The organism is Streptomyces sp. NBC_01808 (assembly GCF_035917395.1).
Lineage (GTDB): Bacteria > Actinomycetota > Actinomycetes > Streptomycetales > Streptomycetaceae > Streptomyces.
The window spans coordinates 2,967,501-2,988,505 of the sequence record NZ_CP109072.1; the positions used below are offsets into that span (position 1 = coordinate 2,967,501).

17 protein-coding genes (1 of these 17 only partly in view) are annotated in these 21,005 nt (G+C 73.9%); 5 read left to right on the forward strand and 12 right to left on the reverse strand.

What is annotated here, in order from left to right:
* The 7 genes from ahcY to OG946_RS12640 form a co-directional block, all read right to left on the reverse strand.
* On the reverse strand, positions 1–1,057 hold the 5' portion of the coding sequence (gene ahcY / locus OG946_RS12610) for an adenosylhomocysteinase (protein WP_326796203.1). It extends 407 nt beyond the left edge of the window; the window shows 1,057 of its 1,464 coding nt (coding positions 1–1,057); it begins with the start codon at positions 1,055–1,057; its stop codon lies beyond the left edge, outside the window.
* Between the two features lie 340 nt (positions 1,058–1,397).
* Positions 1,398–2,321, reverse strand: coding sequence for a cation diffusion facilitator family transporter (locus OG946_RS12615; protein WP_326796204.1), 924 nt, complete (start codon positions 2,319–2,321; stop codon positions 1,398–1,400).
* 161 nt (positions 2,322–2,482) lie between these two features.
* Positions 2,483–3,676, reverse strand: coding sequence for a mannose-6-phosphate isomerase, class I (gene manA, locus OG946_RS12620; RefSeq protein WP_326796205.1), 1,194 nt, complete (start codon positions 3,674–3,676; stop codon positions 2,483–2,485).
* 19 nt (positions 3,677–3,695) lie between these two features.
* On the reverse strand, positions 3,696–4,817 hold the full coding sequence (locus OG946_RS12625; RefSeq protein WP_326796206.1) for an SIS domain-containing protein: 1,122 nt from the start codon (positions 4,815–4,817) through the stop codon (positions 3,696–3,698).
* An 8-nt stretch (positions 4,818–4,825) separates the two neighbouring features.
* A complete protein-coding gene (locus OG946_RS12630; RefSeq protein WP_326796207.1) occupies positions 4,826–5,038 on the reverse strand; it encodes a Trm112 family protein in 213 nt (70 codons plus the stop codon).
* 231 nt (positions 5,039–5,269) lie between these two features.
* The gene (locus tag OG946_RS12635) at positions 5,270–6,628 is read right to left on the reverse strand and encodes a phosphomannomutase/phosphoglucomutase (protein WP_326796208.1); all 1,359 of its coding nucleotides are present in this window, start codon (positions 6,626–6,628) and stop codon (positions 5,270–5,272) included.
* Between the two features lie 130 nt (positions 6,629–6,758).
* Positions 6,759–7,208, reverse strand: a complete 450-nt coding sequence (locus tag OG946_RS12640) for a DUF3499 domain-containing protein (RefSeq protein WP_326796209.1) — start codon at positions 7,206–7,208, stop codon at positions 6,759–6,761.
* A 352-nt stretch (positions 7,209–7,560) separates the two neighbouring features.
* Here OG946_RS12640 and OG946_RS12645 point away from each other — a divergent pair, with 352 nt between their 5' ends.
* Entirely contained in the window at positions 7,561–7,941 is a 381-nt protein-coding gene (locus OG946_RS12645) for a metallopeptidase family protein (protein ID WP_326800235.1), read from the forward strand.
* 15 nt (positions 7,942–7,956) lie between these two features.
* On the opposite strand, the gene OG946_RS12650 is transcribed toward OG946_RS12645, so the two are convergent.
* From OG946_RS12650 to OG946_RS12660, 3 genes are all read right to left on the reverse strand, one after another.
* Positions 7,957–9,489 (reverse strand): DUF5719 family protein, encoded by a 1,533-nt coding sequence (locus tag OG946_RS12650; RefSeq protein ID WP_326796210.1) that lies wholly within the window; start codon positions 9,487–9,489, stop codon positions 7,957–7,959.
* Positions 9,486–13,316: a glycosyltransferase family 2 protein gene (locus OG946_RS12655; RefSeq protein ID WP_326796211.1), complete on the reverse strand. Its 3,831-nt coding sequence runs from the start codon at positions 13,314–13,316 to the stop codon at positions 9,486–9,488. Before OG946_RS12655 ends, OG946_RS12650 begins: the two co-directional genes overlap by 4 nt.
* A gap of 288 nt (positions 13,317–13,604) precedes the next feature.
* Entirely contained in the window at positions 13,605–13,868 is a 264-nt protein-coding gene (locus OG946_RS12660) for a WhiB family transcriptional regulator (RefSeq protein WP_018840771.1), read from the reverse strand.
* Between the two features lie 629 nt (positions 13,869–14,497).
* On the opposite strand from OG946_RS12660, the gene OG946_RS12665 reads away from it, so the two are divergent.
* From OG946_RS12665 to OG946_RS12675, 3 genes are read left to right on the forward strand one after another with little or no spacing between them, the layout of a single operon-like run.
* Positions 14,498–15,019, forward strand: a complete 522-nt coding sequence (locus tag OG946_RS12665) for a cysteine dioxygenase (protein WP_326796212.1) — start codon at positions 14,498–14,500, stop codon at positions 15,017–15,019.
* 24 nt (positions 15,020–15,043) lie between these two features.
* Positions 15,044–16,000, forward strand: a complete 957-nt coding sequence (gene cofD, locus OG946_RS12670) for a 2-phospho-L-lactate transferase (protein ID WP_326796213.1) — start codon at positions 15,044–15,046, stop codon at positions 15,998–16,000.
* Complete coding sequence (locus OG946_RS12675) at positions 15,997–17,403, forward strand: coenzyme F420-0:L-glutamate ligase (RefSeq protein ID WP_326796214.1); 1,407 nt, start codon at positions 15,997–15,999, stop codon at positions 17,401–17,403. The genes cofD and OG946_RS12675 overlap by 4 nt, the downstream gene beginning before the upstream one ends.
* A 96-nt stretch (positions 17,404–17,499) precedes the next feature.
* Here OG946_RS12675 and OG946_RS12680 read toward each other — a convergent pair whose 3' ends face one another.
* A complete protein-coding gene (locus OG946_RS12680) occupies positions 17,500–18,669 on the reverse strand; it encodes an LCP family protein (protein ID WP_326800236.1) in 1,170 nt (389 codons plus the stop codon).
* Between the two features lie 197 nt (positions 18,670–18,866).
* Between OG946_RS12680 and OG946_RS12685 the strand changes: the two genes are divergently transcribed.
* Positions 18,867–19,397 (forward strand): acyl-CoA thioesterase, encoded by a 531-nt coding sequence (locus OG946_RS12685; RefSeq protein ID WP_326796215.1) that lies wholly within the window; start codon positions 18,867–18,869, stop codon positions 19,395–19,397.
* 36 nt (positions 19,398–19,433) lie between these two features.
* Here the strand turns inward: OG946_RS12685 and OG946_RS12690 are convergent, their stop codons facing one another.
* On the reverse strand, positions 19,434–20,861 hold the full coding sequence (locus tag OG946_RS12690) for an LCP family protein (RefSeq protein ID WP_442814609.1): 1,428 nt from the start codon (positions 20,859–20,861) through the stop codon (positions 19,434–19,436).
* Positions 20,862–21,005: the final 144 nt, after the last annotated feature.

A 21,005-nucleotide genomic window follows, 5' to 3' on the forward strand; every position in this document is an offset into this window, starting at 1 on the left:
TGTTGCCGACGATCGCCTGGTGCTTCATCCGCTGCATGTGCTCGGCGAGGATGATGTCCTTGTTGCCGGTGGCGGTGACGAAGATGTCGGCGGTCTCGACGACGTCCTCCAGCCGCGCCACCTGGTAGCCGTCCATGGCCGCCTGGAGGGCGCAGATGGGGTCGATCTCGGTGATGATCACCCGGGCGCCCTGGCCGCGCAGGGACTCGGCGCAGCCCTTGCCGACGTCGCCGTAGCCGCAGATGACCGCGGTCTTGCCGCCGATGAGGACGTCGGTGGCGCGGTTGATGCCGTCGACGAGGGAGTGGCGGCAGCCGTACTTGTTGTCGAACTTCGACTTGGTCACCGAGTCGTTGACGTTGATGGCCGGGAAGAGCAGCGTGCCGGCCTGGTGCATCTCGTAGAGCCGGTGGACGCCGGTGGTGGTCTCCTCGGTGACGCCGCGGATCTCGGAGGCGAGCTGCGTCCACTTCTGCGGGGTCTCGGCGACGGTGCGGGTGAGGAGCTGGAGGATGACGCGCTCTTCGTCGCTCTCCGCGGTGTCGGGCGAGGGGACCTTGCCGTCCTTCTCGAACTCAACGCCCTTGTGGACGAGGAGCGTGGCGTCGCCGCCGTCGTCGAGGATCATGTTCGGGCCGCCGGTGCCGGTGCCGGGCCAGGTCAGCGCCTGCTCCGTGCACCACCAGTACTCCTCCAGCGTCTCGCCCTTCCAGGCGAAGACCGGGACTCCGCGGGGGTCGTCCGGGGTGCCGTCGGGGCCGACGGCGATGGCCGCGGCGGCGTGGTCCTGGGTGGAGAAGATGTTGCACGAGGCCCAGCGGACCTCGGCGCCGAGGGCGGTCAGCGTCTCGATGAGGACCGCGGTCTGCACGGTCATGTGGAGCGAGCCGGTGACGCGGGCGCCGGCGAGCGGCCGGGCCTCGGCGTACTCCTTGCGGATGGCCATGAGGCCGGGCATCTCGTGCTCGGCGAGCTGGATCTCCTTGCGGCCGAAGGCGGCCAGGGACAGGTCGGCGACCTTGAAGTCCGGGCTCGTGGCGGTGGTCGTGGAAGTCACGTCGCAACTCCTTGAGGGTGATCGGATTCCCTGAGCGCAGACGGGACGTGCGCGCGGCGCGCATGCGCACGCACGCGTACGGACACACCGGTCCCTCTGCGGCTCAGTCCGCCGGAGGCCCTCTCTCCCCCTCGGCCGGCCCGCTCGCGGGCCACCCGATCGCCATCAGCAGCGACGTCTGGCTCTGCCCCACGAATCTACCGCAGGCCGCCCTCGCCGCGTGGGCATGTGGGTAACGGGAACTGGCCATCCCGCGAAGCGGACAGTCGGTGAGACGGCCGGCCCGGGTGGGGGTGCGGTCGGCCGGCCGGCGGTCGCTTCGCGCCGGCCCCGGTTCTCGCTATGTGTCCGCCTGTGCGCGGGCGATGTCCGGCTCCAGGTAGATCATCCTCGCCACCGGCACCGCCTCCCGTACCCGCGACTCCGCGGCGTCGATGGCGCGCGCTACCTCGCCCGCCGTGTCGTCGTGCTGCACCGCGATCTTCGCGGCGACCAGCAGCTCGTCCGGGCCGAGGTAGAGGGTCTTGAGGTGGATGACCTGGGTGACGGCGTCGCCGTCGACGAGCGCGCTGCTGATGGCCTCGACGTCGGTCTCGCTGGCGCCCTCGCCGAGGAGGAGGCTCTTGGTCTCGATGGCGAGAATGACGGCGATGATCAGCAGCAGGACGCCGATGCACACCGTGCCGACGCCGTCCCAGACGCCGTCGCCGGTGGCGAGGGCGACGCCGACGCCGAGGAGCGCCAGGATCAGGCCGACGAGCGCGCCGAGGTCCTCCAGCAGCACCACGGGCAGCTCGGGGGCCTTGGCGCGGCGGATGAACTGCCACCAGCCCTGGCTGCCCCGTACCTCGTTGGACTCCTTGATGGCGGTGCGGAAGGAGAAGGTCTCCGCGATGATCGCGAAGACGAGGACGCCCACCGGCCAGTACCAGTGGTCGATCGCGTGCGGGTCCTCGATCTTGTGATAGCCCTCGTAGATCGCGAAGAGGCCGCCGACCGTGAAGAGGACGATGGAGACGAGGAACGCGTAGACGTACCTCTCGCGGCCGTAGCCGAAGGGGTGTTCCTTCGTGGCGGCGCGCTTGGCGCGCTTGCCGCCGAGGAGGAGCAGCGCCTGGTTGCCGGAGTCGGCCAGGGAGTGCACGGCCTCGGCGAGCATGGAGGACGAGCCGCTGAAGGCCCATGCCACGAACTTCGCGACCGCGATCGACAAGTTGGCGCCGAGCGCCGCGAGGATCGCCTTCGTACCGCCGCCTGCAGCCATGTGCCGCCGGTTCCCTTCCGTCTGCCCTCCGCGGGGCGCGGCGGGAGGCCGCGCCCTTCACGGCGGCACATTCTGTCAGCACCGCGGCCGGTGGGCGCAAGCCCTGCCGGCCGCGGCTGTGGACAACCCGCGGCGGAGCGCGGAGATCCGGTCGGTGGCGGTCAGTTGGCCGTGGTGGCGCGGAAGAGCATGCCGGAGCCGGTGGCGTGCAGCGTGCCGTCGGCGGCCGGGACGAAGGCCGACTCGCCGCGGTGCAGGGCCAGGTGCTCGCCGGCGGCGTTGGTCAGCTCGGCGCTGCCGTCGGTGCACAGCAGGATCTGCGGCCCCGCGCCCTCCGCCTGGGCGACGGTGACGGGGCCGTCGTCGAGGTCGTGGCGGTGGAGGCGGAAGTCGCCGACGGGGACGGCGTAGCGGCCGTCGGGGCCGGCCCGCAGCACCTCGGGGGCGCCGGGGGTGAACGAGACGATCTTCAGCAGCTCCGGCACGTCCACGTGCTTGGGGGTGAGGCCGCAGCGCAGCACGTTGTCGGAGTTGGCCATGATCTCGACGCCGACGCCGTCGAGGTAGGCGTGCGGGACGCCGGCGCCGAGGAAGAGCGCCTCGCCGGGCTGCAGCCTGACGACGTTGAGCAGGAAGGCGGCGATGACGCCGGGGTCGCCGGGCCAGGAGCGGGCCAGCGCGCCGTAGGCGGCGTAGTCGGCGGCGTACGGGGTGCCGGTGGTGCTCAGCTTCTCCGCCGCCCGGCCCGTGGCCTCGACGGCGGCCGCCAGCTCGTCACGGTCCGCACGCAGTATGCCGGCGAACACCTCGCGCAGCGCGGCCTCCTCGGGCTGTGCGCGCAGGGCGTCGGCGTACGGCTTGAGGCCGTCGACGCCGAGGCCGTCGAGCAGGTCGGCGGCGTCCGCGGGCGGGCGGAAGCCGCACAGGCCCTCGAAGAGGGTGAGGGCGCAGATCAGCTCGGGCTTGTGGTTGGCGTCCTTGTAGTTGCGCTCGGGGGCGTCGCCGGGGACGCCGCGCTCCTCCTCGTCGAGGTAGCCGACGCGGGCCTGGGCGAGGTCGGGGTGGACCTGGAGGGAGAGCGGGGCGGCGGCGGCGAGCACCTTGAGGAGGAACGGCAGCCGGGGCCCGAAGCGCGCCACCGTCGCCGCGCCCAGCTCGGCCTCGGGGTCGCCGTCGATCACCTGGTCCAGGGGGACGGGCCCGGCGCCGCGGTCGAGGCGGGAGGGTGCGCCGGGGTGGGCGCCCATCCACAGCTCGGCCTGCGGCTCGTCGGTCGGGTCGGTGCCGAGCAGCTCGGGGATGGCGGTGGTGGAGCCCCAGGCGTACGGGCGGACGGTGTTGTTCAGGCGATCCATACGGCCATCTTGGTACGGGTCAGGCGGAACCTGCAGCCAGGGCGAGGTAAACGGCGGTGAAATCGGCGGTGGCGATCAGCTCGCCCGCGGCCTCCAGGGGATCCCCGTCGGACGGTTCCAGCTCGCTGACGGGGGTGCCCTGGGCGGAGGCCAGCTCGCGGGCCGCGGGGGCGGCCTCCCGGGGGGTGCGGGCGGTGTCGGCGGACTCGTCGTGCAGCAGGACGATGCGGGCGCGGAGCGCGGCGGGCTCCTCGACGCGGTCGCGGAAGATGTCGTCGGGGTCGGCGCCGGAGGTGAAGGCCCCGGACAGCAGCATGGCGTGGGCGGCGAGCGCGTCGGGCAGCGTCGCGGGCAGCGCGGGGCGGCCGGCGACGGCGGCCAGTTGGCGGGCGAAGTAGCGCGCGGCGACGCCCGCGACGGGGCCCTCGCTCCACAGCAGCGGCAGCGACTCGGCCAGCTCGGCGGCGAGCGTCTTGGCGGGGTTCGCGTACGTCTCGATGGCCGGACCGCAGCGCTCGGCGACGATGTCGAGGCGGTCGGCGACCCGCGAAAGGGCGTCGTCGGGGGCGTCGATCAGGTCGATGCGGTCGGCGAGCGCGAGCAGCGGGGTGAGCAGCGGCCACAGGCCGCCGGTCTCGATCTGCTCGCCGGGGGCGCGCAGCAGCGGCATCGCGAGGCCGCGGGAGGTCACTATCTCGGTGACCGCGGAGGTGCGCGGGGCGACGGCGGCGACGGTGCAGCCGCGCCGGTACGCCTGCTCGACGAGCGCGGTGAGGCCCGGCTCGCGGCCGTAGTCGGTGGCGATGAGCAGCAGGTCGTACGGGCCGGCCCAGCCGGGCAGCGTCCAGTTCAGGGCGCTGGGCTCGGGGCGGGCGCCGGTGGGGCGCAGGGCGGCGACGGGGCTGGCGCCGGCGGTCAGCGCGCGCAGCAGGTCGGCGGTGGTGTTCGCGACGGGTCCGGGGGCGGCGACGAGCACCGCGCGGGGGCGGCCGTCGGGCCGCACCCGGGCGAGGTCGGACTCGGCGGCCTGGCGGGCGGCGATGCGCATCTGGGCGCCGGCCTGTGCGGCGCTGCGCAGCAGGCCGCGGGCATCGGCGCGGGCGAGTTCCTCGGGGTCGTCGAGCAGCGACTCGTCGAGCATGGCGGGGCCTAGGCGGGGCGGCGGGCTTCGTCCACGAGCAGGACGGGGATTTCGTCGCGTACGGGATAGACGAGGCCGCAGGTATCGGAGGTGCACTGCAGCTCGGGCTCGCCGGGGGCGTCGGAGGCGCCGCCGCCGGCCGCGCCGTCCTTGCTCTCGCGCAGCGGGGCGTGGCACGCCGGGCAGGCGAGGATCTCCAAGAGGCTGGCGTCGACCGGCATGTACGTCCCCTTCGGCTGGCTGCTGCGGTGCTGGGCTCGGTTGTGCGTACGAGCGGCAGCCGCCAGCCTACCGCCGGGCGTAGTGGCCCGCCTGCGCGCGGGCAGGCCCTGTGGACGGGCGCGGGGACGGCCGTACGTGCGGGCGGCGGTGAGGGCCGTAGGGGCGGGGGTAAGGGCCGTACGCCCAGGGGCGCTGCCCCTTACCGGCCCGCCTGCCGCGAGCCCGCCGCCTCAGCCCCGTACCAGCGCCAGCGCCTCGTCCCGTACCCGTGCCATCGTCTCGGCCTCGCCCGCCTCCACGTTCAGCCGCAGCAGCGGCTCGGTGTTGGACGCCCGCAGGTTGAACCACCAGCCGTCGCCGGTGACCGTGAGCCCGTCCAGCTCGTCGATCGTGACGCCCTCGCGCCCGGCGTACGCGGCCCTGACCGCCGCGAGGCGGGCGTCCTGGTCGTCGACGGTGCTGTTGATCTCGCCGGAGGCCGCGTACCGCTCGTAGGCGGCGACGAGCTGCGACAGCGGGCCGTCCTGGCCGCCGAGGGCGGCGAGGACGTGGAGCGCGGCGAGCATGCCGGTGTCGGCGTTCCAGAAGTCGCGGAAGTAGTAGTGCGCGGAGTGCTCGCCGCCGAAGATGGCGCCGGTCTTGGCCATCTGCTCCTTGATGAAGGAGTGGCCGACGCGGGTGCGCACGGGCGTGCCGCCGTGCTCCTTGACGACCTCGGGCACGGACCAGGAAGTGATGAGGTTGTGGATGATCGTGCCGCCGCCGTTGCGCTCCAGCTCGCGCGCGGCGACCAGCGCGGTGATCGCGGACGGCGCGACCGGGTCGCCCTTCTCGTCGACGACGAAGCAGCGATCGGCGTCGCCGTCGAAGGCCAGGCCGGCGTCGGCGCCGGTCCTGCGGACCTCGGCCTGGAGGTCGACGATGTTCTTCGGATCGAGCGGGTTGGCCTCGTGGTTGGGGAAGGTGCCGTCCAGCTCGAAGTACATGGGGACGACCTCGACGGGCAGCGGTTCGAAGACGCTGGGGACGGTGTGGCCCGCCATGCCGTTACCGGCGTCGACGACGACCTTCAGCGGCCGGATGGCGCCGAGGTCGACCAGGGAGCGCAGGTGCGCCGCGTAGTCGGCGAGGAGGTCGGTCTCCGTGACGCTGCCGGGCTTCGCGACCGGGGCGGGCGCCCCTTCGGCCTGCCACCCCTCGACCTTGGCGCGGATCTCGGCGAGCCCGGTGTCCTGGCCGACGGGGGCGGCACCGGCGCGGCACATCTTGATGCCGTTGTACCGCGCGGGGTTGTGGCTCGCGGTGAACATGGCGCCGGGCAGGCCGAGATGGCCGCTGGCGAAGTAGAGCTGGTCGGTGGAGCACAGGCCGATGAGGACGGCGTCCGCGCCGCGGCCGACGGCGCCGCGCGCGAAGGCGGCGGCCAGCGCGGGCGACGAGGGGCGCATGTCATGGCCGACGACGATCTTGTCGGCGCCGGTGGTCTCGGTGAAGGCGGCGCCGAAGAGCTCGACGAGCGGCTCGTCGAGCTGCTCGGGGAAGACGCCGCGCACGTCGTACGCCTTCACGATCGTCGAGAGATCGGTCACGGTTTACCGCCCTTCGCACGCTGCTGAGGCTTGCACAGTACGCGATGGGGCGGACACACGCCGTCCCGGGCCGGGCAGGCGAGGGGCCGTGCGGGAGCAGCCCTGCGGGCTGCCGGCGGGGCGGGGGCGGTCAGCCTTCGGGGGAGCGGAGCACCCGCAGGTGGGCGCGGCGCGCGACCTCCATGGGGTCGGCGTTCCGGCCACCGGGGGCCACGGCGCGCGGGGCGGCCATCCCGTCACCGTCCGCCGCCGCGCGGGGCGGGCGGGCCGCTTCGCGTACGGCGTTGGCCAGGGCCTCCAGGTCGTCGCTGCTGGGCCGCGCAGGTCCCGAGGGGACCGCGAGCCGGACGACCTCCCAGCCGCGCGGGGCCGTGAGCCGCTCGGAGTGCTCCGTGCACAGGTCGTAGCAGTGGGGCTCGGCGTACGTCGCGAGAGGGCCGAGGACGGCGGTGGAGTCGGCGTAGACGTAGGTGAGCGTCGCGACGGCGGCTCGGCCGCATGCGGTGCGCGAACAGCGACGTACAGGGCTCACGACGTTGGACGGTACCGCACTCCTGAGCGGGCCGCGACGACTCACCATCGCGTCACCCACCCGTGTCGCCCGCCGTCCGGCGCGAAGCCGGTCGCGTATGGCCGAGTTGACCTGCGACGTCGGTCACATCGGCGGTGGCTACGACGTTGCAAGTGATCAGTCCTGGCTGCAAATCATGTCAATCCAACCGGTTTCGGCGGACTTCGGCCCGTTCATCTGCGGGCCGATTCCTGTGCCGACCGTTCACTTCGCGACATTCCCGGGGTTGCCCCGGGATGGTCTGCGGCGGGCCCGGCGCGGGCTACGCTCATCGGTGATGGAGCACACAGAACGACCGGCGCCGCCCCCAGGGCCCCCGCCGCGCCCGCGCGGCCGCACCCGCGACCGCCACGGCCGCGGCATGCGGGGTCCCGTGGCGCCGCCGCAGGTGCCGCTGGCGGTCAGCCGCTCGGACGCCTTCGTCGACCTGGTGCACGAGTCCGCCACCCGGCTCGAACGCCGCTGGCCGCAGCTCGCCGGCGTCGAGTTCGCCGTCCTCGATGTCCCCGGCGGCGACAGCGGCCCGCCCGGCTGGGAGGACGACGGCGGGGTGCCGCTCGGCCGGCTCGTCACGGGCAGCGGGAGCCCGGACCGCATCGTCGTCTACCGCCGCCCCGTCGAGATCCGTACGAAGAACCGCGACGAGCGGGCGCTGCTGGTCCACGAGGTGATCGTCGAGCAGGTCGCGGAACTCCTCGGCGTCGCCCCGGAGTCGGTCGATCCGCACTACGGCCAGGACTGACGGCGGCACCGTACGTCAGTCCGTGAGGACGCCCAGGTCCTGCTCGGCGTCCGGGACTTCGACCATCCCCTTGTCGTCGGGGAGGGTCTGGATCGTGAACATCGGAATGCCGCTCTCCTTCGTCTCCAGCGTCCGCGAGGCGTAGAGCTCGCCGCCCGAGACGCGTTCGACGGTGAGCGCGAAGGTGCCCTTGGTGCCGGACGTCTTGGGCGGCTCGACGGTCAGCGTGGTGCGGGGCTTGACCGTGTACGTCTCCTCCGCCGGCTCACCGCCCTCGCTGCCCGGCGACGCGGTGACCTTGACCTCGACGGCCTTGCCCGGCGCGGCGAGCGACAGGCTTGCGGCCTTCGGCCAGTTCCCCGAGGCGGTGGTGCGCTCCTCGACCGGCGTGGCGGAGGGGATGAACGCCATCTCCTGCTCCGTGTTCTTGCCGCGGGTCACCCGCAGCGCGGCGACGATGGGTGCCTTGCTGCCGTCCTCCGGCTCCAGGATCAGCGAACCCACCTCGCCCTTGGTGAGATTCTGCATGTCGATCGCCGTCGTCATGCCGCTCTTGGCGTGCACCGACTCGTACCCGGCGGGGGTGATCGAGCCGTTGGGTCCCGCGAGCTTCACGGCGAGGTCGGCGTCGTCCTCGCCCGGGACGTAGACGACGAGGCGCACGGAGGTGGCGTCGCCGGGGATGCCGGGGAGGACGGCGCCGGGCGCGGGCTCGGAGACGGGCTGGAGCCAGTCGCCGCCGACCTGCTCGTCGGCGGCGCGCACCGCGGCGCCGACGCGGCCGGAGCGCACGGCGACGTGCACCGCGACGTTGATCGACGGCTCCTCGGCGACCGTGGAGAGCAGCACCGAGACGCTGGAGCGGGCCGGGACCTGGATGCCGTTGCCCGTCTCGCTCTCGACCGGGCCGTCCTTGTCGAACAACTCAAGGTCGACGACGGCGGCCTCGTCGTCGGGGTTGGTGAGCTGGACGTAGTCGCGGCGCTCGTCGATCGTGCTGGCGCCGGCGAACCAGAACTCGCTGTCCGGGGCCGTGCAGCGCGCGCCGGACAGGCCCCGGCCGTCGCCCGCGGTGACGAGGGTCGTCTGTTGCACGCTCCAGCCGGGGGCGAAGTCGCCCTCGGCGGTGCCGACGAGCGCGGGGGCCTCGGCCTCGTCGGTGGTGGCCTCGGCGGGGGTGCCGGCCCGCTTCAGAAGGGCGACGGGGTCCGGGGCGTCGTCCTTCTTTTGTCCGTCGCCCTTGTCGCCGCCGTCGTCCTTCTTCTCTTGCTGGTCCGCGACTTCGGACTCCGTTGTGGCGGGAAGCAGTTCGGCGCTTCCTTCGTCGCCCTCCCCGCCGGGCACGAAGGAGGTGTACGTCGTCTCGCCGACCTCCGTGTCGCCCGGCTGCGGGCACAGGAGGGTGGAGCGCTCGACGGCGATACGCTCCGCGGCGGGCGCTGCCTTGCCGGCGTCGTCCTCGTCGCCGGGGACGGTGAGGGTGGCGATTCCCGCGGTGACGGCGAGTGCGGCCGCGGCGGCGATCAGGGAGAGAGGGCCGGTCTTCACGCGTTGTCACTCCCGTCCCGCTCGGCGCCCGCGCCGTAGTTCCGTTGGTCGTAGTACGGGCCGGAGTACTGCCCCGCGCCGTACGGGTCCTGCTCGCCGTCGCCGTAGCCCTGGCCGCCCTGCTGCGGCACGGCGGGGGCGCCGGGCCGCTGTTCGCCCTCGTACGCACCGGCGTCGTACTGCGGCTCGTAGGGCGCCTCGTACGACGTCCCGCCGTACTGCCCGCCGTAGCCGGTGCCGTCCCACTCGTAGCCCTGCGGCGGGGCCGCGTACGGGTCGGCGACCGCCGTGTCCCCGTAGCCCTGCTCCACCTGCCCGGCACCCGGCACCGGCGCCGCGGCCCAGGCCGGCTGCTCGTCGGGCGAACCGGACGCAGCAGGTGCACCGGGCGGAGCCGGCGGCATCGGCGGCGCCCCGGGCACAGCACCCGGCGCGCCCGCGCCCGCGGCTGCCCCGGCGCCCTCGGCCTCCGCCGCGGCGGCCTGCGCCCGCAGCCGGCGGGCGCGCCGCCCGTCACCCTCCAGCGCCTGCGCCGGGATCGCCGGGGCGCCCGCCTCCGGCAGGTCGTCGTCCACGTCGCGCCGCCGCCCGGGCAGCGCCAGCACCAGCACGACGAGCAGCGCCGCGCCGCGCGCCCAGGTCCACGCCGTGTGCGTCACGGCGGTGTCGTACGTGACGTCCAGCCGCCCGCCGCCCGCGGGCAGTTCGAAGCCCTGCGCCCAGCCGTCGACCGTCGTGGCCTCCAGCGGCTCGCCGTCCAGGGTGGCCTGCCACCCGGCGCTGGCCGCGTCCGCGAGGCGCAGCACCCTGCCCTCGGGGCCCTCCTTGAGGTCCGTGTGCACCTCGACGGGCCCGGCGGCCACGGGCACCGGCTCGGCGGCCCCCCGGCCCTCGCCGTCACCCGCGACGACCGTCGCGCGCGAGACCCGCGCGTCGACGCGCCAGAGCGCGCCGCCGTCCTGCTGGCTGAGCCGGGTCAGGCCGGGGGTGGCGTCGAGTACGCGGCCGAAGGTGCGCGGGGCGTCGTTGCGTACGAGGACGTAGCGCACGGCGTACGCGCCCAGCTCCGCCGACTGGTCGGCGCCGGAGCCGGCCACGAGCCCGGAGACGGTGCCGGAGAGCCGGGAGTTGCCGCCGGCGGCCGCGGCCAGCTCCGCGTCGCCGAGGCGGGCGCCCGCGCCCCGTACGAGCATGTACTCGACCTGGCCGACCGAACCGCCGACGACCAGCGTGCGCGGCTGGTCCGCCGTGCGGCTCTCCTCCGCGACGAACGCCGGCACCTGGTCGGCGCCGCCGCGCTCCAGCGGCCCGTCCGCCCCGCGCCACATCCAGCCGACGGCCAGCACCAGCGGCCCCACCGCGCAGGCGACGGCGACGAGCACCGCGGCCGGCTGCCGCCAGCCGAAGGACTGCTCGGCGACGCGGTGGCGGGCGCCGTCGGCGCCGATGACGGCGGCGGCCAGCAGCGCGAGCCCGTAGACGAGCGTCTGCGGCCCGGTCCAGCCGTCGCCCGCGCCGACCGCGGCGAGCAGCCCGGCGACGGCGGCGACGGCCCACGCGGCACCCACCGGCAGCCGCCGGTCGGAGCGCAGCAGGGCGGCCAGCGCGGCGAGCACGACGCCGGCGAGCAGCACGCCGCCGCCCGCGTTGGGGCCGCCGGGCGAGGCGAGCAGCAGGCCGAGCGGGGACACGTCGTCGGCGGTGGTGTCCAGGCCGGCCTCGGAGAAGAAGCGGGACGGTTCGGTCAGCAGATCGAGCGACCAGGGCGCCAGCAGCACCACGGGGGTCACCAGGACGGCCAGTTGGCGCAGGCCGGGCCCGACGGGGCTCCGGCCGCGCACGACGGTCCAGGCGACCAGCGCGGCGGCCAGGAGGACGGCCAGCGGCCAGACGACGGGGGTGAAGGCGGTGGTGACGGTCAGCAGCAGCGCGTACGCCCAGGCGCCGCGCCAGCTCGCCCGGCCGCGCAGCCCGCTGGCGGCGACGGCCGCGCGGGCGAGGAGCGGCAGCAGCACGGCGAGCACCGCGGTACCGATGCGGCCGGCGGCGAGCGCGCCGGTGGCGGCCGGCAGGAAGGCGTACGCGACGCTGCCCCAGGCGCGCAGCAGCCGGGAGCTGATGAGCGGCCGGGAGGCGAAGTACGCGGTGAAGCCGGCCAGCGGCACGGAGCAGACGAGCAGCAGGGTCAGCGCGGCGTTGGTGCTGCCGAACAGGACGGTGCCGAGACCGGCGAGGAAGGCCAGGTAGGGCGGTGCGTCCTGGGTGCCGCCGGTGCCGACGGGGTGCCAGGAGTCCGCGTACGACGACCAGAGGTCGCCGGCGTCCGCGGGGGCGGGCAGGAGCGCGCCGCCGATGAGGGCGCCGCCGCCGATCAGCTCGCGGCAGGCGATGAGGGCGACCAGCAGCAGGACGGCGAAGAGCGCAGGACCCGGCTTGCGCGCCACCCGCTTCAGCCGGGCGAACTGTTCGACTTCGAGAAAGTCGGCATCGTCGTCGCCCGGGCCGGTCTCGACGGCGCCGCCGTGCCGGCCGCCGCCGGACAGCTCGGGCTCGGAGCGGCCGCTGAAGTTGCTGAGCACCTGCTCGACGGTGACGCGTACGGTCGCGCCGCGGCCCGGGAAGAGGGGCTTGAGGTCGCCGGGCGGCACGGCGGGCTTGCCGCGCCTGCGGCGGGCGGCGGCGATGCGGTGGGGGCGCAGCAGCACGGCGCCGAGCCCCGCCACTTCGTCGAGCGCCTGCCGCGGGACCTTGCCGACGAGGTACGCCAGCGTGCGCAGCAGGGTGCCGAGGACGAGCCGGAAGGCGATGTACGGCAGGGCCGCGCCGCTGGAGTTGACGAGCAGGGTGTAGGCGGCGCCGGCCTTGTCGACGCGGTGCGGGCTCGCCCCCTTTGCGGTTTGCCCGGATCTGCCCATGCAGTCGATGGACCGCCGCTCGCGGGCGGCGGCCTCGGCATGCCGCATGACGGCGTCGGGCTGGACGACGACCCGGTGGCCGGCCTTGTGGGCGCGCCAGCACAGGTCGACGTCGTCGCGCATGAGGGGCAGCCGGGCGTCGAAGCCGCCGAGTTGGTCGAAGACGTCGCGGCGGATGAGCATGCCGGCGGTGGAGACGGAGAGCACGTCGCGGACGCCGTCGTGCTGGCCCTGGTCCTGCTCGCGGCGGTCGATGCCGGTCCAGCGGCGGCCGCTGTGGGCGATGGAGACGCCGGCTTCCAGCAACTGCCTGCGGTCGTACCAGCTCCGCAGCTTGGGGCCGATGATCGCGGCCGAGGGCATGTCGTCGGCGAGGCGGAGCATGGCGGCGAGCGCGTCGGGCTCGGCGGCGCAGTCGTCGTGCAGCAGCCAGAGCCACTGGACGGGCTCGCCGTGCGGGAACTCCGGCATGTCGTATGCGTCGTCGCGCCAACTGCGGCTGACGGGGTCCCAGCCGCTGGGGCGGCGCAGGTACGGCAGTTGGTCGGGGGTGAGCACGCCCGCGGTGCGGGCGGCCTCCGCGGCGGCGGCGCCGAAGCCGGTGCGGCGGGCGAGGTGGAGCACGCGCTCGGCGCCGAGGGCCTCGGTGAGGATGCGGGCGGAGCCGTCGGCGCTGCCGGTGTCGGCGGCGATGACGCTCTGCACGGGGCGCTCCTGCGCCGTGAGCGCGGCGAGCGCGTCGGGCAGCCACCGCTCGCCGTCGTGCGAGACGAGCACGGCGGTGACGACGTGGCGCGGGAAGGCGGGGGTGCCGCCGCCGGGGGCGGCCGCGGTCGTCCCGGGCCGGCCTGCCGCGTCGGCTGCGGCGGCCGGGTAGCCGGCCGCGTAGTCAGCGTTGCTGTGCTCGGACATCGAGGTGCGGACCCCTGGTGGAGTCCGGGTCACCTCCCGGGAATGTGGCGGCTGTCGTGGACGGTGCCCCACACTAGAGGGTCCCTCCGTCACACGGCGACTTGGCGGACGATCCCCGGGCCGCCACCGGGTTCCGCCGAGGTCACGTACGTCGTACGGGCGCCGGGCGCACGCCCGCGCGAATCCCGTGGCGCCGCGCCCGCCGCTCCGGGTCCGCCCGGCGCGCGGCTGCGCCGCCGGTGACAGCGCCCGCTACGGCACGGGCTGGGGCACGGGCTGGGGCACCGGCTAGAGGGCCGCCTTTTTCAGCCGGCGCCGCTCCCGCTCGGACAGGCCGCCCCAGATGCCGAAGCGCTCGTCGTTGGCGAGGGCGTACTCCAGGCACTCGGACCGGACTTCGCAGGCGAGGCAGACCTTCTTGGCCTCGCGTGTGGATCCGCCCTTCTCCGGGAAGAAGGACTCGGGATCGGTCTGGGCGCACAGCGCGCGCTCCTGCCACCCGAGCTCCTCGTCCGCCTCCTCGACCAGCACCTGCTGGAACAGCTCGGTCATGTGCGCCCCTCGTCTTTGCTTCCCCGTGATGTTGCCGTTACTGAATCGCCTGAACGGACACGTGTGAAATTACAGGTACGCCGCTCTGGCACAGTCAAGCCGGGATCTGCTATTGGACCTCTTATTCACCCTGCGGCACCAAGCCCTCGTGAATAGTGTTCATATCGGCCAAGACCATGACAGTCCGATAGACCGCGATCCCGGCAGGCACCCCTACCGGGGGAGACGATCGGGGCTACGGCGCCGTTGCGGCCCGCCCGGCAAAGCGAAGAAGATCACAGTCGCGTCACGGATGCACAACGGCACCCCGGCCCCGATGGTCGCCCTGCGGTTGGTCGCCGTCTCTCCGTACAACGGGGTGAATAAACCTTTCGCCACGCCCGGCAACCGGAAGGTGTGAATCCTTGCGGTCAACCCGGACATCCAGTTGACAACCACCCCCCGGATCCGCTGTGCTGATGCGTATGTCGGGCCCGTGGCCGTACCGGCCGAGCGAGGAGTGTCCGAGCTGTTGTAGCCGCTGAGGCTCCAGCTCCGCTCCCCGCTGCCTGCTGCCTGCTCCGCAGGCCACCCCTTCGCCACTCTCCGCACTCCTCGCGCACCACACACGCCAAGGACTCCCGAGCCCCATGCTCAGCGACATCCAGATCGGCGGCGACCCGCTCGCCTTCCCCCACCTCCTCCCGCCCGCGCCCGCCCACCCCGTCACGGTCGCCGACTTCGCCGGCCTCGCCCGCGCGCTCGCCGCCGACCGGGACGCCTGGGCGCCGCTCGTCGACTACGACCCCGTCACCCGCTGGTACCACCGGCTGCGCACCGGCCCCGGCTACGAGGTGTGGCTGCTGAGCTGGCTGCCGGGACAGCGCAGCGGAGCGCACGGCCACGGCCCGTCCTCGGGCGTACTCACCGTGTTGGAAGGGGAGTTGACCGAGCGCGCGAACCACACCGCGCGCACCCTCACGCCCGGCGCGCAACGCGTCTTCGCGCCGGGGTACGTCCACGAAGTCGTCAACGACGCGCTGACGCCCGCCGTGAGCCTGCACGTCTACTTCCCCGCCCTCACCGAGATGCCGATGCACGAGGACCGTCCCCCTCAAATTACAGTCGCCTGCTGCGCCGCCCGCCGGACGCACGAGCCCGCCCGCCGCTGAGCCCGGCCTGCAAGACTGGGCGCCATGCGCATCGTTGTACTGGCCGGCGGGATCGGCGGCGCCCGGTTCCTCCGCGGCCTGAAGCAGGAAGAGCCGGACGCGGACGTCACCGTCGTCGGCAACACCGGCGACGACATCCACCTGTTCGGCCTCAAGGTCTGCCCCGACCTGGACACCGTGATGTACACGCTCGGCGGCGGCATCCACGAGGAGCAGGGCTGGGGCCGCGCCGGCGAGACGTTCGCGGTCAAGGAGGAACTGGCCGCGTACGGCGTCGGGCCCGGCTGGTTCGGGCTCGGCGACCGCGACTTCGCCACCCACATCGTGCGCACCCAGATGCTCGGCGCCGGCTTCCCGCTCAGCGCCGTCACCGAGGCGCTGTGCGACCGCTGGCGGCCGGGCGTACGGCTGGTGCCGATGACCGACGACCGGGTCGAGACGCACGTCGCCGTCGAGTTGGACGGCGAGCGCAAGGCGATCCACTTCCAGGAGTACTGGGTGCGGCTGCGCGCCTCCGTGCCCGCGCTCGCCGTGGTGCCCGTCGGCGCCGAGCAGGCCAAGCCCGCGCCCGGCGTGCTGGAGGCCATCGCCGAGGCCGACGTGGTGCTCTTCCCGCCGTCCAACCCCGTCGTCAGCATCGGCACGATCCTCGCCGTGCCGGGCATCCGCGAGGCCATCGCCGACGCCGACGTGCCCGTCGTGGGCCTGTCCCCCATCGTCGGCGGCGCCCCGGTGCGCGGCATGGCGGACAAGGTGCTGGCCGCGGTCGGCGTCGAGTCCACCGCCGAGGCGGTCGCGCTGCACTACGGCTCCGGGCTCATCGACGGCTGGCTGGTCGACGAGGTGGACGCGGCGGCGGTGCCGGCGGTGGAGGCCGCCGGGATCCGCTGCCGGGCGGTGCCGCTGATGATGCGGGACACGGACGCGACGGCGCGGATGGCCGCGGCGGCGCTGGAGCTGGCTCAGGAGGTACGGGCATGACGGCGGACCCGGGTACGGGCACGGAGACCGGCGCGGAGACCGCCACGGCGGTGGCCGGGAGGGACGCGGGTGCCCCGGAGTTCCGCGTACGGGCCCTGCCGGGCATCCCCGAGGTCCGGCCCGGCGACGACCTCGCCGAGCTCGTCGCCGCCGCCGCGCCCGGCCTCGCAGGCCCCCCGCTCGCCGACGGCGACATCCTCATCGTCACGTCCAAGATCGTCAGCAAGGCCGAGGGCCGGGTCCGGCAGACCGCCGTGCCGGGCGACCGGGAGGCCGCCATCGACGAGGAGGCCGTACGCCTCGTCGCCCGCCGCGGCCCGCTGCGCATCGTCGAGACCCGGCACGGCCTGGTCATGGCCGCCGCCGGCGTGGACGCCTCCAACACACCGGCCGGCACCGTCCTGTTGCTCCCCGAGGACTCCGACGCCTCCGCCCGCGCGCTCCGCGCCGGCCTGCGCACGGCCCTCGGCGTCAACGTCGGCGTCCTGATCACCGACACCTTCGGCCGCCCCTGGCGCAACGGCGTCACGGACGTCGCCATCGGCGCCGCCGGCGTCCGGGTGCTCGACGACCTGCGGGGCGCCCCGGACACGTACGGCAACGCCCTGGAGGGCACGATCGTCGCCGCCGCCGACGAACTGGCCGCCGCCGGCGAGCTGGTCAAGGGCAAGGCCGACGGGCTGCCGGTCGCGGTGCTCAGCGGGCTGCCGCAGCTCGTCGCCCCGGCCGGCGAGGACGACGGACCGGACGCGCGGGCACTGGTGCGGGAGCCGGCCGAGGACATGTTCCGCCTCGGCACCTCGGAGGCGGTCCGCGAGGCGGTGACGCAGCGGCGTACGGTCCGCGAGTTCACCGCGGAGCCGGTGGACCCGGCGGCGGTGCGGCGGGCCGTGGCCGCCGCGGTGACGGCGCCGGCGCCGCACCACACGACGCCGTGGCGGTTCGTGCTGCTGGAGTCGCAGGAGGCGCGCACGGAGCTGCTGGACGCGATGCGCGAGGCGTGGATCCGGGACCTGCGGGAGCTGAGCAACTTCACGGAGGAGTCGATCGCCAAGCGGATCCGCCGCGGGGACGTGCTGCGCAACGCCCCGTATCTGGTGGTGCCCTGCCTGGTGATGGACGGCTCGCACACCTACCCCGACGACCGGCGCAACGCCGCCGAGCGGGAGATGTTCGTCGTCGCCACCGGTGCCGGGGTGCAGAACTTCCTCGTCGCGCTGGCCGGCGAGGGGCTGGGCTCCGCGTGGGTGTCGTCCACGATGTTCTGCCGGGACGTGGTCCGCGAGGTGCTGGACCTGCCGGCGGACTGGGACCCGATGGGTTCGGTGGCCGTGGGCCACGCGGCGGCCCCGCCGCGGCAGCGCCCGCCGCGGACGGCGGACACGTTCACGGTGGTGCGCTGAGCGCGGCGCGCCCCCGGAGGCGTACGACGGCGGGACCCCGGCCCACCGCGGGCCGGGGTCCCGTCCGACTGATCAATTTGCTCGGTTGGCCAACGCTCAGTCGGCCGAGACGGTGACCTTGTCGTCGTTCTTGAGCTGCTCGAAGAGCTGCTTGGCCTTCGGCTCGTCCCACTTCTGTACGGAGCCGAGCCGCGGGTCGGTGCCGCCGGAGACGACCGGCAGGTTCATCGACTTGCCGTCGCCGCCCGAGACGCCCTTCATGGCCCAGAACATCTGGGCGACGTTGAACAGGCTCATGTCCTTGTCGACGATCAGCGAGTCCAGGCCCGCGCCCATCGTCGGGTAGAGCTTGAACGGGTTCATGATCGTCGTGAACTTCGCCGACTCGCTGGCCAGCTTCGACAGCAGCTTCTGCTGGTTCTTCGTCCGGTCCAGGTCGCCGCCCGGCAGCGCGTAGCGGTTGCGGACGAAGGCCAGCGCCTCGGCGCCGTCGAGGTCCTGGCAGCCCTTCTCGAAGTCGGCTCCGGAGTTCTTGTCCTTGACCGCCTCGTCGAAGCACATCTCGACGCCGCCGAGTTCGTCGACGATGTTGGCGAAGCCGCCGAAGCCGATCTCGGCGTAGTGGTCGATCTTCAGGCCGGTGTTGTACTCGACCGTGCGGACCAGCAGCTCCGGGCCCTCGATGGCGTACGCGGCGTTGATCTTCTGGGTCTGCTCCGGGATGCGGTTGCCGGTCTCCGAGCCGGTGAACGACGGGATGGTGACCATCCAGTCGCGCGGGAGGCTGACCATCGTGTTCCCGTTGTCACCGGTGTGCAGGATCATCATCGAGTCGGTGCGCTTGCCCTCGACGGAGCCGGTGTGCAGCTCCTGCTGCCGCTCCTTGGACATGCCCTCGCGGCTGTCGGAGCCGACGATGAGGTAGTTCGTGCCGTCCTGGTCGCCGGGGCGGTCCTCGACCTTGCTGAGGTCCACCTCGCGGCGCAGCTTGGAGTCCGCCCAGAAGTACGTGGCGACGGGCACGACTATGAGGATGACGAGCGCGACGATGGCGCCGATCTTGATCCGCTTGCGCCAGTTCGGCGGCGGCTTTCCGTAGCCCCCGGCCTGGCGGCCGCCGCCGTCTTCGCCGTACGGCCGTGAGGGGTCGCCGCCGCCGCTGCGGTAGACCTGCCCCTCGTTGTAACCGTCGTCGTACGCACCGTGGCCGTCGTCGTAGCCCCGGGATCGCTGCGGCGGCACCCCGCCGCCGCCCACGACGGGCATGACGCGGTGGGGCTCCGGATCGGACGCGCGACTGCCGCGCCCGTACCGGTCCCTGCTGTCTGCAGTCCATCCCTCGGGCCAGTCATTCATGCGGGAAGTGTGCCCTGCCCGCCCGGCCGACCTGAAGGGGGGTTCCGAATCGGACCGGGCTTGTAGCGGTTCTGATGCAAAGCGGTGCGCCGCATACAGTGACACACATGAACGAGCAGGCACGGCCGGCGGCAGGTGAGACGAAGCCCACCTCGGCCTCCCGCACCACGTTGTCGTCCATCATGACGGCGAACGACGCGAACCTCCTCGGCACCGTGCACGGCGGCGTGATCATGAAGCTGGTCGACGACGTGGCGGGGGCCGTCGCGGGGCGGCACTCGGGCGGGCCCGCGGTGACGGCGTCGATGGACGAGATGGTGTTCCTGGAGCCGGTGCGCATCGGGGATCTCGTGCACGTCCTGGCGCAGGTCAACTGGACGGGGCGGACCTCGATGGAGGTCGGGGTGCGGGTGATGGCGGAGCGGTGGAACGAGTCGACGCCGGCGAAGCAGGTCGCGAGCGCGTACCTGGTCTTCGCCGCGGTCGACGACCGGGGCCGCCCGCGCCCGGTGCCGGCGGTCGCGCCGGAGACCGAGCGCGACGAGCGGCGCTGCCAGGAGGCGCAGATCCGGCGCACCCACCGGCTGGCCCGCCGGCGCGCGATCAAGAACCTCCGCGCCCGCAGCGAACCCGCCTGACGGCGGTCCCGCCCCCCGCCGTCCCCGCGGGAGGCGTCACGTGCAGAGGACTTCGTCGCCCGAGACCGCCGACCAGACGTCCGCGCCGTCCAGGATCGGGTCCGCGGGCCGTACCCGGTGCACCTTCTCGTGGTCGTCGCCCAGCGTGACGGTCATGAGCGCACCGTGGCCGCGGTCGGGGACCAGCTTCGCGTGCGGGAAGGCGGCCGCCAGGGAGCGGGCGGAGCGGTCCCACTCCGGGTCGTACGTGATGACCGTACGGTCCGTCCGCGCCGCCGTCGTGGGCGTGCCGGTGGTGTCGAAGCCGGTGCGGGCCAGCGAGCGGTCCACCCGGCCGCCGAGGCCGTCCTCCCCCGTGCCGTTCGCCACCTGCACCCGGACCTGCTCCGGCGGCACCTCCACCGGCGTCGCCTTGCCCGGTCCTCCCTTCCCCTTCCCCTGTCCCTTCCGGCCGTCCGAGTCCCCGCTACGCGCCTTCAGCGGCCTGTCCTCGCGCAGCCTGTCGAAGAGCCGCCGGGCCCGCTCCTCGTCCCATCTGACCGTCGCGCCGAGCCCCGGCACCTCGTAGTCCATGTCCGCCAGCGGCACCGTCGCGAACTCCGACGACCCCGGCGAGAACCCGTGCAGCGCCTTGCCCAGCGAGAACACCGCGCCGGTGTCCAGCGCCGCGTCCGTACGCACCGCGCCCAGGAGCGTCGAGCCGACCTCGCGGAAGCGCAGCGGGTTCATCAGGCCGCTGGTGCCGGTGAGCTTGTCGATCACGGCGGCCAGGAAGCGCTGCTGGCGCTTCATCCGGCCCATGTCGGACGCGCCGTCCAGATGCCGGGCGCGTACGTACGCCAGCGCCTCGCCGCCGCCGAGGCTGCTGGTGCCGGCGGGCAGGTCGAGACCGGAGTACTTGTCGCGCAGCGGGCGCTGCGTGCACACCTGCACGCCCCCGACCACGTCCACCGTCTTCATGAACGCCGCGAAGTCGATCTCCACGTAGTGGTCGATGTGCACCCCGGACAGCTTCTCCACGGCCCGTACGGTCAGCGGCGGGCCGCCGTGCGTGTACGCGGCGTTGACCTTCGCGGCGTGCGCGGTGCGCCGCTCGCCGAGGGCGCGGTTGGTGTGCGGCGGCAGCTCGACGTAGCTGTCGCGCGGGATGCTGACCACGCTCGCGCGCTCGCGGTCCTTCGACAGATGGACGAGCATCAGCGCGTCCGTACAGTTGCACGGCTCCCCGCCGAGGCGGTACTTGCGCCGGTCCTCCTCGCTCACGCTGTCGCGCCGGTCGACGCCTGCGACGAGAAAGTTGAGCCCGTGGCCCTCCCGGGGGCGGTCGGAGATGCCGCCGAAGGCGTCGACCCGGTGGATGCCGGAGCCGATGGAGCTGAGCAGGAAGTACCCGGCCCCTCCGGTCGCCAGCAGCAGGAGGGAGAGCGCGGTGGCGATCCGCAGACCCCAGCGCGGGCGCTTCACGGACGGGGCTGGCACGGTGTGGGGACCTCCGCGGGGCTCGGGTGCGGGCGTCGGCTGTGGCGCGCACATGCGGGCACGCGCGCGTCTGTGCTGCGTGCCAGGGCGGTGGCACGGGCACGGACCCGACCACGGTAGGGACGTAGG

What these genes read in the sequence shown, in the direction of transcription:
- OG946_RS12615 (WP_326796204.1), bottom strand. Translation starts at nt 2,321, where the DNA reads ATGGCTGCAGGCGGCGGTACGAAGGCGATCCTCGCGGCGCTCGGCGCC.
- manA (WP_326796205.1), bottom strand. Translation starts at nt 3,676, where the DNA reads ATGGATCGCCTGAACAACACCGTCCGCCCGTACGCCTGGGGCTCCACC.
- OG946_RS12625 (WP_326796206.1), bottom strand. Translation starts at nt 4,817, where the DNA reads ATGCTCGACGAGTCGCTGCTCGACGACCCCGAGGAACTCGCCCGCGCC.
- OG946_RS12630 (WP_326796207.1), bottom strand. Translation starts at nt 5,038, where the DNA reads ATGCCGGTCGACGCCAGCCTCTTGGAGATCCTCGCCTGCCCGGCGTGC.
- OG946_RS12640 (WP_326796209.1), bottom strand. Translation starts at nt 7,208, where the DNA reads ATGGTGAGTCGTCGCGGCCCGCTCAGGAGTGCGGTACCGTCCAACGTC.
- OG946_RS12645 (WP_326800235.1), top strand. Translation starts at nt 7,561, where the DNA reads ATGCGGGGTCCCGTGGCGCCGCCGCAGGTGCCGCTGGCGGTCAGCCGC.
- OG946_RS12655 (WP_326796211.1), bottom strand. Translation starts at nt 13,316, where the DNA reads ATGTCCGAGCACAGCAACGCTGACTACGCGGCCGGCTACCCGGCCGCC.
- OG946_RS12660 (WP_018840771.1), bottom strand. Translation starts at nt 13,868, where the DNA reads ATGACCGAGCTGTTCCAGCAGGTGCTGGTCGAGGAGGCGGACGAGGAG.
- OG946_RS12665 (WP_326796212.1), top strand. Translation starts at nt 14,498, where the DNA reads ATGCTCAGCGACATCCAGATCGGCGGCGACCCGCTCGCCTTCCCCCAC.
- cofD (WP_326796213.1), top strand. Translation starts at nt 15,044, where the DNA reads ATGCGCATCGTTGTACTGGCCGGCGGGATCGGCGGCGCCCGGTTCCTC.
- OG946_RS12675 (WP_326796214.1), top strand. Translation starts at nt 15,997, where the DNA reads ATGACGGCGGACCCGGGTACGGGCACGGAGACCGGCGCGGAGACCGCC.
- OG946_RS12680 (WP_326800236.1), bottom strand. Translation starts at nt 18,669, where the DNA reads ATGCCCGTCGTGGGCGGCGGCGGGGTGCCGCCGCAGCGATCCCGGGGC.
- OG946_RS12685 (WP_326796215.1), top strand. Translation starts at nt 18,867, where the DNA reads ATGAACGAGCAGGCACGGCCGGCGGCAGGTGAGACGAAGCCCACCTCG.